A 16,759-nucleotide genomic window follows, 5' to 3' on the forward strand; every position below is an offset into this window, starting at 1 on the left:
ATGGAAAACAATCAAACTAACACAAAATGGTATAGTCTGGCGGGGATTTGGTTCGGAGGAATTGTAAGCGTTCCTGCATTGCTCATAGGAAGTTCCTTGATCAGTGCCCTACCTTTCAGCACTTCAATTTGGGCCGGTCTTATAGGTTTTAGTTTTGTGGTGCTCTTTATGTCTTTGTTGAGCATGGCTGCAGTGGAAAGAAGAAAAGCTACGGTAGCACTGGCTTCCAGTAGTTTTGGTGAAAATGGTGCCAAGGTAATCGTTGCCTTGGTCATTGGCCTATCTACCTTGGGGTGGTTTGGAATCCAAAGCAATATAGCCGGGGCCTCTTTTTCAAAAATCCTTCTTGAAATGGGAGGTCCTGATATTCCTATTTGGGCAACCTCCATTTTTTGGGGCATCATCATGGTTCTTACCGCAGTTTTTGGGTTCAAATACCTGAAATGGCTCAATTATGTAGCGGTTCCAGCCATTGTTTTGTTGTTGATATATGGACTTGTCATCACCTTTAAAACCCATAGTTTTCAAGAAGTATTGGATTTCAAACCAGAGAGTAAAATGCCTTTTTTACAGGCTATAGGGCTCACCATAGGGTTTATCTCGGTAGGGGGAGTAATTTCACCAGATTACAATCGTTTTGCGGCAACCAAAAAGGATGCCGTTTTGGGTTCCATTTTTGGCATCATTCCGTCAGCATTATGTCTTTTGGCCATTGGGGCAATTCTAGCCATCACACAGGGTACTTATGATATTGTTGAGATATTTTCAAGCTTAGGGTTTCCATTTTTTGCCATGTCGATTCTTATTCTTGCCACATGGACATCCAACGTAATGAACATTTACTCCTCCGGATTGGCCTTTAATGACCTTTTCAAACTAAGTGATACTTTCCGTTCCAAAACTACGTTGCTGGTCGGAATTGTTGGCATATTGCTTGCCGCGATTGGCATTTTATCACATTTCATGAGTTTTATCACCTTGCTCACCATCACAATCACACCAATAGCCGGGGTCATGATCTCTGATTATTATATCTCCAAAACATACCAACACGAAGCTGCCAAAATCAATTGGAAGGGCATATTTTCATGGATCGCCGGAGTAACAATCATGTTGATTATGGACTCTTCAATCAAGAACATTTTGGGAATTGTGATTGCGGGCGTAATCTATAATATCCTTAAAAAAATCATGAAGTAAGTATGCGAAGAATAGGAACAAAAGACATCGAATATATAGCAATGGGATCCACTGTTTTGGGAACCGGAGGTGGAGGAGATCCCTACATTGGAAAACTTTTGACAAAACAGGCCATGAACACTTATGGTGAAGTAGCTCTGGTAAACGCTGAAGAATTGGATGATAGCGCATTGGTGGTTCCCATAGCTGCTTTTGGAGCGCCCATGATTCTTGTAGAAAAGCTTTTTTCAGGAAATGAATTTACGAAGGCCTTTGAAATGATGGAAGAATATTTGGGCAAAAAAATAGATGCCGTTATGCCAGCAGAAGCTGGTGGACTCAATGGCGTAATCCCATTTGCATTGGCCGCACAAAAAAATATCCCCATAGTGGATGCCGATGGTATGGGAAGGGCATTTCCACGTTTGGAAATGGTTACGTTCACATTACATCATATTCCAGTTTCGCCAATAGCACAGGCCGATGAAAAAGGGAATAGGAACATATACCACACCATAGATAATGTATGGGGAGAAACTTTGGTTGGGGCCACAACAATCCAAATGGGGGGCAGTTGTGCTATTGGATGCTATCCCATGAGTGGTGCACAAGTCAAGAAAGCTGCGGTGCATGGCATTGTCAGCTACGCCCAAAAGCTTGGAGAAGCCATCCTAGATGCAAAAGACAAGAACCTGAATCCTTTGGATTCCCTAATCAAGGAAGCCTCAGCCATTAAACTTTTTACAGGGAAAATCAGCAAGGTGACCATTAAAACAGAGGGTCGATGGAATAAGGGTATTTGCGAAATTATGGGATTGGATGAAAACCAAGGTTCCCATATGGAACTGGATTTTCAAAATGAGTTTTTAATGGCAAAAAAGGACGGTTTGCCTGTAGCCATCACACCAGACTTGATAGTGCTCATAGATGCGGAAAATGCACAACCCATTACCGCAGAATCTGTCCAATATGGCACGCGAGTAGTGGTTTTGGGCATGAAGGCCGATGCGCAATGGAGAACACCCAAGGGTATTGCCCTTGGAGGTCCCCAAAAGTTTGGGTATGAAGAAAAATTTGTTCCCATTGAGGAATTGAACAAAAATTAAGCTTATGTATTACAAAATAGGTGTTGATGTTGGAGGCACCAATACAGATGCGGTTTTAGTATCGCACACCAATAAAATATTGGCCAAAACCAAACAGACAACCACTTTGGATGTGAGCAGCGGCATCAGAAATGCTATTAGTGAGGTTATTACAAAAGTGGATGTCCCCAAAGAAGACATTAAATACATCATGTTGGGCACTACACATTGCACCAATGCCCTTGTGGAACGGAAAGAGTTGAACAGCATAGGAGCCATTAGAATTGGTCTTCCAGCAAGTAGCTCCATACCAACCATGGCAGATTTTCCCGAAGATTTAACAGCATTTTTGGGAGCGCACAATTATATGGTTCATGGGGGTTATGAATTTGATGGCCGATTGATAAGCCCATTAAATGAGGAGGAAGTGAAAAAGTGCCTCCTCGCAATGAAGGGACAAGTGGAATCCTTGGCCATAACGGGTATTTTTTCTAAAACATTACCTGATCAGGAACTGCAGGTAGCTACTTGGGCCAGGGAAATTTTGGGGAATGAAATAAGAACAAGCTGCTCCCACCAACTTGGCGGGCTCGGTTTACTGGAAAGAGAAAATGCAGCCATTTTAAATGCTGCTTTGCAAAAGGTAGCTTCCAAAATGGTAAATGCCTTTAAAAATACTGTATTTGAGTTGGGGCTATCTTCCCAAATGTTCATAGGCCAAAATGATGGAACTCTAATGTCATTGGAGCAAGTACAAGACTTTCCCGTACTTACCATTTCATCGGGCCCTACAAACAGTATCCGAGGAGCAGGTGCACTTTCAAAAGTGGAAAATGGAATTGTTATAGATATCGGGGGTACTACCTCGGATGGAGGAGTTTTAGTGAACTTTTTCCCAAGGGAAAGTACACAAGCAGCTCAAATAGGCGGTGTGCTCACCAACTTTAGAATGCCTGATGTGGTAGCTGTTGGAATCGGAGGGGGAACCATTGTTCGTTTTACAGAGAACCAATGTACTTTGGGACCAGATTCGGTTGGATATCGACTTAAGGAAGAGGCTATAGCCTTTGGAGGTAATACCCTAACACTCTCTGACTTCTTTTTAGCAAGTGATGAATTGGAAATAGAAGGGGCTGTAGAAGCACTGAACCTACAAAAGGCATTAGAAAAAATTACCGAGAAAACATTTCTGGAAGCGCTGTCGGCTGTAAAAAACCAAATTCGATTGACCATTGAGAAGTTGGTTGACAAACTAAAAACAGACGCAAAGGAAATTCCTGTTGTAGCCTGTGGTGGAGGGGCATTCTTATTGCCAAAAGAAATCAAAGGTGCTTCTCGCGTAGTTTTTCCAGCACATTTGGAAGTGGCCAATGCATTTGGCGCTTGCATTGCCCAGATAGGTAGCGAAGAGGAAATGGTAATCAATACGATGCAAAGTGATGAAAATGAAGCCATGGAACAACTTCTTGATAAGGTGAAACAGGAATTGTTAAAAAACGGGGCACTGGAAGACAGTATCAACATTCTGACAAAAGCATCAATACCCCTTGCCTATCTACCCGGAGCAGTTAAACTCAAAGTGAAACTTTGCGGGGATTTAATCAAATAAACCTCCATAATCAGAACTTTTGAGTTTCACCATGAAACTTAGTTTTACTCCTTTATGTTTAACAGCGTAAGTGATTTCTGTTTCAACATGAATTTTCACCAAATAGCACGAGCAGATACAAGATTATGAGGAGATTGTGGGCTTGGGCTGTTATGTCCTTCAACCATACCTAATGCAGCGGAAGGACTATGAGCCAAAATATGGCTTAGATTATGGGAAAACCCAATATAACCAGGAAACATGTTGGGAGCTGGTGGAGCTACACCCGGGCCCGTGGTGTTCAAATCTCCGGCAACAATCACAATGTCATTGACTCCTAAACCAGCCATAATACCGGTATAAAATGTACTATGCTGGAAAAACTGAAATGCTTCCCATAACGTTCCACCTCCGCCACCAGGGAGAACAATCCCACTAAAATTTGCACCAAGCCAATTATTCCTTAATGGGGCATGCCAAGTGAAAAAATGTACCGATCCACCGCCATAGGCAAATTGCTGGTACACGGGCCATCGTATATTGGCTGCACATTGGTTTACGGTCACTAATAACCCCGGAGCCAAACCTTGGGCTGCTATCCATCCCGCTACTCCGGCATCAACAGCTGGATCCAAATTGACCAAGTTAAAACCGCCTACGGGAACTAAGTTAAGGGCGGCAGCTGGTCCAGCATCCATATAGGTCAATCTATAGGCTCTAGATGGCATAATCCTAAAGGGTTGGGCCGGAATTGGTAAATGTTCCCTACTGAACAACGGAGGTTGTACAAAAGAAACCGAAAATGGCGGGGTGCCCGTAAAGGCTGCATGAATGCTATCCGGAGCGACTCCCGTTTCCTGACATACACATAATTGCAAGGGATGTCCCGGGTACATTCCGGTTAAAGCATTTGCAGCGGCAACGAGTTGGCCACCTCTTGGGACTGCACCTCCATTGGAGTTCCAGGTTAATACTCTTAAACTAGGCATGATTCTATAAATTTTAAAGGTTAATGATATTACCACAATTGTATGGGCAAAAAGAAGGGGCGCATTGCTTTTCCATGTATAAATGGTTCGATTAGGAATGCGCCCCAGACCCTGTCAAATATGATTAAGCAGGTTTGTCGTAGTTATAGTTGACTATAGTGTATTTATAATCATATGAGTAATGCTGCGCACTTCCACAAACCAATTTGACCACCCAAGCACTGGTTTCAGCGGAAGAAAAAACGTATTGGAAGCTTGTTACCGGAACTCCCAAGCCTGGCATCACAGAAATCAAGCCGATAACAGTTCCAAAGTTTTCGGTTACCGTACTTCGCCTTGTTTCTGCTATAACATCCCCCATTTGAGTTGTTAGATAGGCCATTAAAGGTTCCACGTCCCCATCCAGTCCGCCTAAAATCGCTGCAAAAAATTCCATATTTATGGATACAGTGGTTCCACTTCCCGATTTTTCTTGTTGGTCCACAGAAGTTTCCCCCATTCCATCTATATTATTCATCGCCTTGGTCATTGCAGGTTGGTTCAAAAGATATAGTCCATTGACCACATCGTCACCACTGGTGGCCTTAACTTCTTTTTTTATCACTGTAGACATTTTTAGAGCATCTTCAAAAGCCTTTGTAACCTGTTGTTTGACATCGGCCGACCAATCGTTTTGAATAAATGCGAATAGAAAATCGGATCCTGGCGCATGAAGCCATGTACCTTTGGCCGTTACGGTTTGGTTGTAGGAAGATTGTACGTGTTGTGTTTGTGTTCCCATAGTTTTGTGTTTTATTAGGACACTATGAATGCCCTGGGTTACTGATTAATTTAATAGGGGGAGATCATGGTCAGAAAAGCGCGTATTGAACGTAATTCAATCTACTAACCCATTTACAGTGATCAAGAATTCCCAAACAGTTAAGATTCACGCTTTTTTTGCAGCCATTGCCAATAATGAACATGTACCATTAGTTGCTCTTTTAGGATAAGAATCCCTTTTACATTTTAAAAGGCGTAAGACTGTCCTATCAAAAAACATGATGTTTCCGGCCGAAGAGGAAGCTTTTATATTCACCTTGTGATTTGCAATTATCTTCGGAATATTAAGAAGCTACCTGCTAACTGTTGAATCAAATATGAGTTATCATTACATCAAAAGAAAAATAAATGAGTGGACGAAAGGGTGTTTTGAGTGAACGAATGAAATTTTTGTGTAAACTATTTTTGTGATTGCCTTATTTGTGTTTTTATCTGAAGATTATATCCTTCGGAACGACTTAAAAACGGAATGGTGATGGCTTTTACTCACCGGAATTTTATGTTGTTCAACAAACAATAGATTTCCTTCAAACCCAGTAACAGCCTCCATATTCACAACAAAACTGCGATGCACTCTTAAAAAGAAGTCCGAAGGTAGTAGTCCTTCAATCTTTTTTAGTACCATGGAGTATACGAATCTACCACATTGGGTATGTATGGTGGTATAGTTGCTCTCAGCCTCCAAGAACAAAATTTCCTTTAATAGAACACGTTCAAAATGGTTGTCTTTTTTTAAGAAAAGACTATCATTAATTTTTAAGACCTGTTTGGGCTCAGGTTTATAATTGTTACTTGCCAGGATATCCTGAATGGGTTTGCGGTTGGAAAAATTTTCCAAAGCCATTTCTATAGATACCGCCACTTGTCTCTTATTAAAGGGTTTTAGGATATAAGCGTAGGGTGTAGTTGTTTTTACTTGGTTAACCATTGCTGCATCCGCATGGGAAGTCAAAAAGATGTACGGGATATGTGGGTACTTCCTATCCAAGAGTTTGGCAAAGGTCAAGCCAGTTTCGTCTCCTCTTAAAATGATGTCAATTAATATTAAGTCTATGTCAGGATCTTGCATTAAAAGTTTCTTAGCTTCAGCCGAGGACGGAGCAATACCTGCAATTTCATATCCACATTCGATCAGACCTTCAGCAATATCTTTAGCTATCAGATGTTCATCTTCAAGAATGAGTAACCTAACTTTTTTAACTTCCCCTATCATCGTATATGTTTATGTCCTTTTAAACCATTAATCCATACTAAGTTGAACCTGCCAATGTGTGCCCCTATTATCTTTTTTGGTCAAAGTTCCCTCTAACTGTTCCACCAACGACTGGATTAATTTAAGCCCAAAAGAGCCTTTCTTGCCACTATCCGATAAAATGAAACCTTTGCCATTGTCAATCACCTGTATGGTCAAATTAGAATCAACTTCTTGTACTTTAAGGGTCAGTGAAGGATTGTCCAAGCCGTTGTAGGCATATTTAAGGGCGTTTACAACCATTTCATTTACAATTAACGCCAAAGGCACCAAAGTATCCACTGAAATATTGATGTCCACAAGCTCAAGTTTGGGTTTAAAATGGGCATTGTACCCATGAAACAATCCTAAAACCAATTCTTCCAGATACTCCTTTAAGTCCACCCGTGTTTCTGCATCTTCCTGGTAAAGTTTTCTGTGAATCAATGACAAAGCTTCCACACGGTCCTTACCTGTTTCTAGTGCTTCTTTTGCAGGGTGGCCGTCCAATTCACGACTTTGAAGACTTAATAAACTGGATATCATCTGCAAATTGTTCTTTACCCTATGGTTAAGTTCCCGTAACAACAGGGCTTTTTCCTTTTCTCGTTCAGAAATAATCTCTTTTTGTTCAAATAAAATTGTATTGGCTTTTTTTACTTTTCTGTTCCCCCTATAAAGCTGATAAAGGAAGGCAAGAGTTGCTACTACGCCACCAACTAAGGCCCATAAAAGATATTTTTGATTGGTATTCACCTGGTTCAACAGACCAATTTCTGATTCTCTTTTGTCAATTTCATAGGCTGCCTTAACTCTCTCAATTTTTTGAATGTTAGCCTTGTTTACCAAACTGTCCTGGTAAATCTGGAATATCTTTTGGAACCGAAGCGCTTCGGAAAACTTGTTTTCATTTGCATAAAACTGGGCTAGTTTTTTGCTGAAGTCCCTTATTTGTTCTTTGAATCCTGTTTTTTTTGCCATTTCCATGGCCCTCAAATAGTTTTTCTCAGCCAAATCCATACGTCCCTCTTCTTCATATATCGAAGCCAATTCTGTCATATAAACAGAGGTTGAATAGTAGTCCCCAAGTTGCAGCAATAGGGTGATGGCTTGCACTAAATTTGTTTTGGCATTGGATAACTCATTTAGACTATGGTATATCATACCCAAATTACCCAAGGAGTACCCCTCAGTAATGTCGCTGTCTATTTCTTGGTTAAGTTCAAGGGTTCTTTTAAAGGAAATTTCAGCGCTATCCAAATTATTGGATAATCGATAAGCTTCCCCGAGATTTAAAATAGTGTTGGCTAGATTTTCATCTTGATTGGAGTTTTCATATATAACCTCGGCTCTTTTAAGATATGTAATTGCCTCTGGATAGTTTTCATTCATCATGTGGTTGGCAGCCAATTGGTTATAGGATGCGGCTACTCTTTGCTTCAATCCTTCCCTCTCATATATCTTCAAAGCGTTTAAGGATGCTTCCAAGGATTTATCAATATTACCCAACCTTCCTTCTAGATGTGCTATTTCTTCCCAAGCTTCGGCCTGTAGAATAGGATTATCCAATTTTTTGGCCAAAAGCAAGGATTCCTTTGCATAAGTCAAACCAGAATTCACATCCGGATGGTAATAGGCTATATATCTCAATGTTTTTGTCCTCTCCAAATAGGAAAGGTCGGTGTTATTTAAAATCCGTATTAAACTATCGGCCTTTTCCTTGTTTTGGGAAAAAATGGGTAAACTCGCCAATAGAACGGAAAACAGTATTAGAAACGAAAGAGAGTTTCTATTTGAACACATGATTAACGTGGTGGATTGGAACTAACCTTAATTACTGGATCCAATACAAAATAATAACTTCTTTGATTATCATTATCGAACTGTACGGTCGCTGAAAAGATCATGCTATATGCAAGGATGGCGTCAGGAACTTTTTTACATGTATTAATACAACATTTTCCATTCTTTTTTGGTCCAACGTACAGGGTGCCATCTGGAGCTGGATAAATAGTTCTTAATCGCTTTCCGCTCTTTCTTTTTAACTTAAAAAACTCAGACCAAGGATTTCCAGGATTTCCCTTAAGGTCATCATTATGCCTGCGGTCTATATTGGTTACTTTGCAGCAGACCATTTGCATGTCGACAAGGGTATTGGTAGAGTCACTCCAACTAAGGTAGGCGGTAATTTGTGTCCTGGGATGTATAGTGGCATATTCCTGATTTTCCAAATTGATAAAATTATCCACCGGTATTGGTTGGTAAGGTGTACCAATTCCCATATAACTTGACTCGAGTGCCTCGAGCAATTCCTTTATTTTGATGGTAAAACTAGGTTGGTTTTTGTTTTTTTTTGAATTAACAGGGTTTTTGCCCCTCACTTTTAAATTAAGTCGGATACTGGCATTCATGGGTTATGGCTTTTAGTTTAGTTTGTTAAATATGTAGGGGAAACTTTCAAAGTTTATAAGATAATAAAAATTAATCCTTTTCCCGGTTTTGTATAATTAAAATTGGATATAGTTATCCGTAAGGTTTATGTATTACAATATGAATCTTCGATAATTCTATATCAGGATTTGGAATCAATACCTTGAAAGTTGAAACAACAGATGAAAATTTTATCTCTTATTTTGAGCTTTTTGTAGTCTCCAGGTTGACATCTCTAAATTTAGGGGTGTTTGCAAATTGTTTGCAAAAAATAACCCTTGAAAAGTAAAACTCTCCAAGGTTATTTGAGGTTTTTAAAATAAAAGTAAGCCATTTTGGAGCTATGTGTTCACTAGATCAAGATGGTTTCATTCAAGATCATATGGTCTAGGTCAGACTAACGGTCAGCAGATGTTCGCTTCGGAGTTAATGTTCTGGTTTGGTTGTTCTTAAGGCCGGAGTGTTTCAATAATTTGAGCATCTACCCAGAATATATCTACATCTTCGTATTTATCTGTTGGTTTTGTTTTGCCCACATCCCTATTGAAGATAAGATATTTTCCATCTGGAGTAACAATTGCACCAAATTCTGAAGTTTCGGTGTTGATCCTGTCTCCCAAGTTAATGGCTTCACCCCAGGAACCATCCAACTGTCGAAAACTTACATAAATATCAGCCTTACCGTACCCGCTATCTCTTCTACCATCCCAAAGAATATAAGATTCATCTGGTGCGATGAATGGATGAGCATTATATTTTCCGGTGTTAATTTCTTTACCAAACGGTTCTGGTTCCTCTCGTTTTCCATCCACTAATTTTGAATAACGAAGAATACCATCATCCATCGAATCAAAAACATAGGTTCCTTTTGCCGAAGTTGTAAGGAGCATAATCGGGAAGTCTTTAAATGGAGCGTCAAGGCTTTTTATCTCAGACCAATCACCAGTTTCTTTACGCTCCTTATATCTATTACCTAAATGCATAGTCTTCCCGTCGGGAGAGATAAAAGGTTCACCCACTCTTGGTGAAACTACTGACATGTGCCACTCATCATTCTTGTTTTGAATAACCACAAATTCCATTTTTTTATCTTCATCGGTTTCTCCAACTTCTCTGATGAAGTAAAATTCTTTTAAATCGGGTGTGAAGACACCAAAAGTTTGCCAATCTTTTGTAGATACCATTCCAGGGGCAAATAATTCGGGTAATAAACCTGGCGGCTCTTGCCCAAGATAGGGACTTTCTATGGTTGATGAATCACTAGCCATTGAGTTCTGTTTTTTAGTATTGCAAGCATTTAAAAATGGTACCGATACAAGTATCAAAATAAAATGCTTTTTTTTCATTAGTTAGATTTTTAAACGATTCATTATTTCTTTGCAAACGCCGGGATGATAATTTCAGAAATTTGTGACATTATTTTATCGTCTCTATCGTGACCTGAAATTACAATGGTTAGGTCAAGCTCTTCAATTACTATAACACGTTGTCCTCCACCTCCCCATGCGAATGTTGCGTCATAATTTTTAGAACCTACCTTTATCAGGGTGTGATACCAAAAATAACCGTAGCGATAGTCTTTGGGCATCCAATCTTGAGTAGGTTTCACAATGCCACTGGTGGCTTTGGCAAGATATTCTTCAGCAATAAGCTGCTCGCCTTCAAATTTACCCTTATTGAGAACCAAATTACCCAATTTGATCATGTCGCGAGACATGATACTTGCTCGCCATCCTGCTTCTGGCAAACCACTAATATGAGTTGACCATTTATAATTTGTAATACCAAGTTTGTCAAGTAGCTCAGTTTTAATAAAGTCCTCAGCCGTTCCAGGAACAACGGCGTCAATAACCGTCATCACCAACATCGGATTAAAATTACCATACAAATACGTCTGAGACTCTGAGGTTATGGGTTTGCTTTGCTCAAGAAGTGTCTGAACCAATCCCTGACCCTTTAATCGAACGGAATCTTTCTCAAATTCTTTCCATGCATCGCTATCTATATTCAATCCTCCGTGCATGGTCAATGCTTTATGAAGTGTAATTTTTTCAGCGCCTTTGGTCATTTTTTCAGGATTAACATCTTTTAGAAAACGAATCAACGGTTTGTTTAAATCTTCCATAGATAAGTAACCCATTTGAATTGCTCTACCCAAAACCAAACTGGTATATGCTTTTACCGCTGATGCTTGTCCATGAGGCACGTTGATACGACCTTTTTTATAATAGGATTCAAAAACTAATTTGTTTTTATGTGAAATGAGTAAGGCATCGTAGCTGCCATGTTTACCATCAAAAATGTCTTGGGACAATTTGAGAATGGCATTTCGATTATTGCTATCTACCGATAAGGTATCAACAGATATTCCATCTTTTCTATCTTCTGGTGTTGTATTGACAAATGCATTATTGAGATGTGGAATCGACCAGAATGAGACCTCGTTGCTACTCGTTGAAACATGATTCATCAAGGATGACAACCAAGCCGCACTGCGAACTGCTGTCATCGGGAAAGCGGTTCCATGATCACCATCAATCACTACTTTTTGAACTGACAAACCATCATCCCTTCTGTCGTTTAATACCTTGGTAAACTCATCGATATGCGGAGCTACCTCTTCTTCTAATGTGCCATATGAAATGAAAACATTAGAATTCAAGCTTGTGTTTCCATTCGATGCATCGTATGGACCAAATTTCGAATTGAGTTCAGATAGATAAGAAACTTCGTTTTTTATTGATGGACTACCAATAATGTAATTGTTGAATGTATCAGGTTTAGTCAATAGTATATAAGCACCGAATTCACCACCCAACGAGTATCCAAAATATGTACGACTGTTTGGGTCAGTTCGATACGTGTTGTCAACATACTTGATGACATCATTACGAATAAAATCAAGATGCGTATTGGCTTGTCCAAACTTTATTTTTGGATGTTTTGGATTAGAGATTTTCTTGGATGAGTAATCACTAAATCGACTGAAATGAGCCCCGTATTCTTTCTTTAAGTCTTCGCTGATATCCTTTTGCCATGAAATACCAACCAGAATAACATCTTCAAGCATGTATTCTTGGCAAGCAGATAGTACTTCGAGATGCCACATAGCGTCTGTGTAAAAAAGGACAGGATACGTTTTATTCTTATTTTCAGAATAACCTTGTGGCAGTTCTATATAAAGTTCATAGTTTCTTTCTGTCTTCGTATCTTTTATTGGGATGACCTGTATTTGTGGCGATACAAAGGAGGACCCTTTCACTGGTTGCGAATTTCTATTTTCTTGTGTAAAGACAGCGTTAAATGATAAAGCGCATATTGCTATTAATAATTTCAGTTTTAATATTTTCTTTCGTTTCATTGTTTAGATTTTCATTCGATTTGCAATTACTTTATAAATGCAGGTAATATGGACTCCGCAATTATTTGCAGGGTGCGGTTGTCGTTGTTATGAGCAGTAACCACAACCATTAAATCAAGCTCTTCTATCAGGATGATATATTGGCCACCACCACCCTGGGCAGATCTGCTGAAATAGGTTTTATCGCCGTATTTTAAATCTGCCGACCACCAATAGTATCCATAGCCCTGCTTAGAAACATCTTCACCTCCGCCATAGACATCGTCATCGCCTGTTAAGAGAATCCTGCTGGTCGCTTTAGCTAGAAAAGCCTCCGGAACCAGTTGTTCGCCATTCCATTTGCCCTTGTTCATTGCTAAAGTTCCCCATTTGACCATATCACGAGAGGTCATATTCGTACTGCTTCCGGAATTTGGCAGACCACTAACATCGGTCCTCCACTTATAGTTTGTGATGCCCAGCCTATCAAGAAGTTCCTTTTTAATAAAGTCTTTGGCCGTCCCGGGCACAACGGCCTCAATGACCTGCATTACCAACCTTGGGTCATCTTTGTAATCAAAACGTTGAGAAGCTTCCGTAACTGGCACACTGTGTTCAAGAAAAGCCTGAACATGCCGCTGCCCTTTTATTTGAGTGGGGTCTTTCTCCAATGCATCACGTTGTTCTTTACTTAGATTGATACCTGAACGCATTGTCATTGCTTGATGCAACGTGATCCTTTCTGCCCCTTCTATAAATTTTGTTGGATCCAGCTCATTGAGAAAGCTTATTAAAGGTTTATCCAAATCTTCCATCGTAAGATAGCCCAACTGGATTGCACGACCGAGTGCCATTGAGGTATATGCTTTGGTTGCCGACGCCTGGAAATGAGGTAAATCGATTCGACCGCGTAAATAATAGGATTCAAACAAGAGTTTACCCTTGTGCACTATAAGAAAACTATCGAATTTACCATCATTGTTTGCCTCAATTTGCTTTGCCCACTCAAGAATCATGGCCTTGTCACCCCCATCCGTTCCTAATACCCCTACAGGAATACCATCTTTTCTATTCATTGGCGTTGGATCTATAAAAGCTTTCTTGAGATAAGGTATATCCCGGAACGAACTTTTGGTTTCCTCAGCTGTAGCCTCTGGTGCAGTATCGTTTTGTTGAGCAAAGACGGTATTATATGATAGAATGACTATGAGCATTAGAAATTGGGTAGTTCTCATTTTCTATTTTATTTAAGGATTATTGCGTTTGAAATTTTGAAGTGTTCGGATAACTTCATTTTGTGAGGTGTCCATTAGCTATTTTTAGCCATGCAGGACTTGTAGCATTAGATATAAGTTTTTTTACTGAAGAACCATCCCTGTTCATAATGTAAATACTTTTTTCTCCATTCCTAAGTGATGAAAAAATTAGTTGAGAACCATCAGGGGACCACGATGGATACCAATCATCAAAATCATTATTTGTTAATCGTTTTTGATTGGAGCCATCTATATTCATTACATAAATTTCATGATTTCCATCCCTGTCAGACATAAAAGCGATTTGCTTGCCATCCGGTGAAACTTCAGGATGTTGCTCTTCTGCTTCATTATGTGTCAACCGAATTAGATTGTTACCATCAATATCTGCTATGCTTATCCAGCTTTTTTTATTTTCCGAGTGAAAGACTATTCTACCATCTGGTGTAAAATAAGGGCCACCACCCCTTAGTGATTTTATTTGAGACAATTCACTACCATCAGAATTCATAATCCAAAGTTCTTTTTGCCAATTATTATCTGAATCTTTATATGCTCTTGAAAAAACAATTTTTTTACCATCAGGTGACCATGCTGGAGAATTATCCCATTTGTTTTTCGCATGCGTTAATCGTTTTCTATCTGTCCCATCACTATTCATTGTATGAATTGACCATGTTTTTTCTTCATCATATTTGTGATAAAAAGCAAAGTGTTTTCCGTCAGGAGACCAAGCCAAGTAACCACCCTTTTCATTTGTACTTTTAATACTTGATTTACCTTCGATATCCCTTAAATAAATTTCTACATTGCCAGTTTCTTTGGAATGATAGGCAATTGTATAAGAAGTCGGTTCTGACTTTTTACTATTCTGACAATACAAATTGGCAGATAGTAAAGTCAAAAAAACAGACAAGATTTTTACCCGATTGAGATATTTGGTTCTCATTGAATTCTTTTTTTAGTATGTTTTGCTACACATGGAATTGAAACAGACGTTTTTCGATGCCTTAGTTATCTGACAAAAGATGTATTTTTCTGTCATGTTTTCAATCTAAATTTTGTCAACTGCTCTATACCCTAATGAACTACTCTAATAAGCCAATTTATAATGGTTAGTTTGCATGAGTAAAACCGGATCAAAATGAAGTTGAGGTCTTCATCTTATTTTCTTTTAGTGTGCTTTATGCTATTTGCGAGTTCTTGCTCTCAAAGTTCAAATCCTGTTTTCAAAAGATATCGGACCGTATTTAAAATAGGAAATCAACAAGAATGGGCATCCAAAAACCTGAACGACCGGCAATGGAAAACACACTTGGAATTGGTGCCGGACGGTCAGGTCTTCTGGTCAAGGACCCCCATCGATATTCTAAAAGCTCCTGAAGTATTGCAACCCTATGGACTTCGATTGGAAGTCTATGGTGAGTATGAAGTGTTTTGGGACGGGGTTTTGATCGGTAAGAACGGAAACCCGGGACAGGAAGCAGATTTACCTCCTGAAGGTGAATTATGGATTACCTTTAACATTCCTACCCATTTGACCAATGAAGGTGAACATGTAATAGCCTTGCGGTTGAGTAATTATTATTACCCTGATCATGTTGGCAATTACGGATTGCAGATAGATGATTATCATGATCTTTTAACCGACCGACTCATCCAAAACTCCTATATGCATGTTTTTGCGGGAGCTTTTCTTATCGCATCCATCTATTTTCTTTTTCTATTCTTAGGAAATAAAAAGGAATACCTCACACTTATTTTCAGCATCAGTTGTTTGCTCTTTTTTGGCTTAACAATGACCCACTTTGTAAGGACAACCATACCCATCCATTACAGTTTACATGTAGTTCGTTTAGAAGTTATCACTAGTCTAATGTTCGGTATTTCGTTTTTGATTCCACTCTATTTCTCAATGCAGTTCCCCTATCCCAAATGGAAACTCGTCTTAGGTATTTACACCGCTATTCTTTTGTTTATATTCTCTATTGAGCACCACTTATTTGACCTCACCATATTAAATATGACGCTAAGCTTGTTGCTGTTTTCCCTATGTATAGCAGTTTTTGGGGTTTATAAAAAAGCAAAAGGCGCTCTTTTAGTGCTTCTCACCCTTCTTCTCTGTATATTCATTCGATACTCTGTTTCGCTTAATCTTAGTCTTTTTACAGGTTTTAGTCTAATTCTACTTAACATGCTGTACTTACTTTCTTTGCGGATTAAAGAACAACGATTGGCCTATGAAAATTCTTTGGTCCAATCCACGCGCCTGCGTTTGGAATTACTTAAAAAGAATATTCAGCCCCATTTTCTAATGAACACCTTAACTTCATTAATAGACTGGATAGAAGAATCTCCTAAAAAAGGTGTTATGTTCATAGAAGCCCTGGCCAAAGAATTTGACCTCCTTAATCAGATAGAAAATAAGACCTTAATACCTATTGCTCAAGAAATAGCACTCTGCCGTTCACATCTTGAGATTATGGAATACCGGAAAGAAATAAACTATTCCTGGCAAGAAGAAGGTATAGATCCTGAACAAAAAGTACCTCCTGGTATTCTGCACACGTTATTGGAAAACGGAATTACGCACAGCTTTCCTTTGGAAGATAACAGCATCAAATTTAAGCTTGTTTATGAATCGAACAGTGATTACAAGTGTTATACGTTTTTAACCTTTGCTGTTATTGTGGGACAAGAAGCGAATACCAAAAAAGAAGGTACAGGACTGAAATACATAAAGGCCCGACTCACAGAGAGTTATCACGAGCAATGGGAATTTACTTCTGAACGTGCAAACCATGGGTGGAAAAATAGTATAAAAATATATTCGTAAGGG

Annotated in this window: 13 protein-coding genes; 4 read left to right on the top strand and 9 right to left on the bottom strand. The window is 39.2% G+C overall.

Annotation, left to right across the window (positions count from 1 at the left end; all coding sequences use genetic code 11):
• From ACOQO1_RS00410 to ACOQO1_RS00420, 3 genes are read left to right on the top strand one after another with little or no spacing between them, the layout of a single operon-like run.
• Positions 1–1,200: a cytosine permease gene (locus ACOQO1_RS00410; RefSeq protein ID WP_420600919.1), complete on the top strand. Its 1,200-nt coding sequence runs from the start codon at positions 1–3 to the stop codon at positions 1,198–1,200.
• A gap of 2 nt (positions 1,201–1,202) precedes the next feature.
• A complete protein-coding gene (locus tag ACOQO1_RS00415) occupies positions 1,203–2,285 on the top strand; it encodes a DUF917 domain-containing protein (protein WP_420600920.1) in 1,083 nt (360 codons plus the stop codon).
• A gap of 4 nt (positions 2,286–2,289) precedes the next feature.
• Positions 2,290–3,873, top strand: a complete 1,584-nt coding sequence (locus ACOQO1_RS00420) for a hydantoinase/oxoprolinase N-terminal domain-containing protein (protein WP_420600921.1) — start codon at positions 2,290–2,292, stop codon at positions 3,871–3,873.
• 95 nt (positions 3,874–3,968) lie between these two features.
• Here the strand turns inward: ACOQO1_RS00420 and ACOQO1_RS00425 are convergent, their stop codons facing one another.
• The 9 genes from ACOQO1_RS00425 to ACOQO1_RS00465 form a co-directional block, all read right to left on the bottom strand.
• The gene (locus ACOQO1_RS00425) at positions 3,969–4,841 is read right to left on the bottom strand and encodes a hypothetical protein (protein ID WP_420600922.1); all 873 of its coding nucleotides are present in this window, start codon (positions 4,839–4,841) and stop codon (positions 3,969–3,971) included.
• A gap of 124 nt (positions 4,842–4,965) precedes the next feature.
• On the bottom strand, positions 4,966–5,622 hold the full coding sequence (locus ACOQO1_RS00430) for a hypothetical protein (RefSeq protein WP_420600923.1): 657 nt from the start codon (positions 5,620–5,622) through the stop codon (positions 4,966–4,968).
• Positions 5,623–6,102: 480 nt separating this feature from the next.
• Positions 6,103–6,876: a LytR/AlgR family response regulator transcription factor gene (locus tag ACOQO1_RS00435; protein ID WP_420600924.1), complete on the bottom strand. Its 774-nt coding sequence runs from the start codon at positions 6,874–6,876 to the stop codon at positions 6,103–6,105.
• A gap of 27 nt (positions 6,877–6,903) precedes the next feature.
• Positions 6,904–8,697 (bottom strand): tetratricopeptide repeat protein, encoded by a 1,794-nt coding sequence (locus ACOQO1_RS00440; RefSeq protein WP_420600925.1) that lies wholly within the window; start codon positions 8,695–8,697, stop codon positions 6,904–6,906.
• A gap of 2 nt (positions 8,698–8,699) precedes the next feature.
• Positions 8,700–9,203, bottom strand: a complete 504-nt coding sequence (locus tag ACOQO1_RS00445; RefSeq protein WP_420600926.1) for a hypothetical protein — start codon at positions 9,201–9,203, stop codon at positions 8,700–8,702.
• Positions 9,204–9,773: 570 nt separating this feature from the next.
• Positions 9,774–10,670: a hypothetical protein gene (locus ACOQO1_RS00450; protein ID WP_420600927.1), complete on the bottom strand. Its 897-nt coding sequence runs from the start codon at positions 10,668–10,670 to the stop codon at positions 9,774–9,776.
• Between the two features lie 23 nt (positions 10,671–10,693).
• Positions 10,694–12,685 carry a serine hydrolase gene (locus tag ACOQO1_RS00455; RefSeq protein WP_420600928.1) on the bottom strand — a complete coding sequence of 664 codons (1,992 nt, stop codon included), beginning with the start codon at positions 12,683–12,685 and terminating at the stop codon, positions 10,694–10,696.
• A gap of 26 nt (positions 12,686–12,711) precedes the next feature.
• Entirely contained in the window at positions 12,712–13,899 is a 1,188-nt protein-coding gene (locus tag ACOQO1_RS00460) for a serine hydrolase domain-containing protein (RefSeq protein ID WP_420600929.1), read from the bottom strand.
• A gap of 55 nt (positions 13,900–13,954) precedes the next feature.
• A complete protein-coding gene (locus ACOQO1_RS00465; RefSeq protein ID WP_420600930.1) occupies positions 13,955–14,869 on the bottom strand; it encodes a TolB family protein in 915 nt (304 codons plus the stop codon).
• Between the two features lie 195 nt (positions 14,870–15,064).
• Between ACOQO1_RS00465 and ACOQO1_RS00470 the strand changes: the two genes are divergently transcribed.
• Positions 15,065–16,756, top strand: coding sequence for a histidine kinase (locus ACOQO1_RS00470; protein ID WP_420600931.1), 1,692 nt, complete (start codon positions 15,065–15,067; stop codon positions 16,754–16,756).
• The last annotated feature ends 3 nt before the right edge of the window (positions 16,757–16,759 follow it).

It is taken from the genome of Flagellimonas sp. (assembly GCF_965222555.1).
Lineage (GTDB): Bacteria > Bacteroidota > Bacteroidia > Flavobacteriales > Flavobacteriaceae > Flagellimonas.

Bases quoted from the DNA above. Each gene is read 5' to 3' on its own strand.
- ACOQO1_RS00410 (WP_420600919.1), top strand. From the start codon at position 1: ATGGAAAACAATCAAACTAACACAAAATGGTATAGTCTGGCGGGGATT.
- ACOQO1_RS00415 (WP_420600920.1), top strand. From the start codon at position 1,203: ATGCGAAGAATAGGAACAAAAGACATCGAATATATAGCAATGGGATCC.
- ACOQO1_RS00420 (WP_420600921.1), top strand. From the start codon at position 2,290: ATGTATTACAAAATAGGTGTTGATGTTGGAGGCACCAATACAGATGCG.
- ACOQO1_RS00425 (WP_420600922.1), bottom strand. From the start codon at position 4,841: ATGCCTAGTTTAAGAGTATTAACCTGGAACTCCAATGGAGGTGCAGTC.
- ACOQO1_RS00430 (WP_420600923.1), bottom strand. From the start codon at position 5,622: ATGGGAACACAAACACAACACGTACAATCTTCCTACAACCAAACCGTA.
- ACOQO1_RS00435 (WP_420600924.1), bottom strand. From the start codon at position 6,876: ATGATAGGGGAAGTTAAAAAAGTTAGGTTACTCATTCTTGAAGATGAA.
- ACOQO1_RS00440 (WP_420600925.1), bottom strand. From the start codon at position 8,697: ATGTGTTCAAATAGAAACTCTCTTTCGTTTCTAATACTGTTTTCCGTT.
- ACOQO1_RS00450 (WP_420600927.1), bottom strand. From the start codon at position 10,670: ATGAAAAAAAAGCATTTTATTTTGATACTTGTATCGGTACCATTTTTA.
- ACOQO1_RS00455 (WP_420600928.1), bottom strand. From the start codon at position 12,685: ATGAAACGAAAGAAAATATTAAAACTGAAATTATTAATAGCAATATGC.
- ACOQO1_RS00460 (WP_420600929.1), bottom strand. From the start codon at position 13,899: ATGAGAACTACCCAATTTCTAATGCTCATAGTCATTCTATCATATAAT.
- ACOQO1_RS00465 (WP_420600930.1), bottom strand. From the start codon at position 14,869: ATGAGAACCAAATATCTCAATCGGGTAAAAATCTTGTCTGTTTTTTTG.
- ACOQO1_RS00470 (WP_420600931.1), top strand. From the start codon at position 15,065: ATGAAGTTGAGGTCTTCATCTTATTTTCTTTTAGTGTGCTTTATGCTA.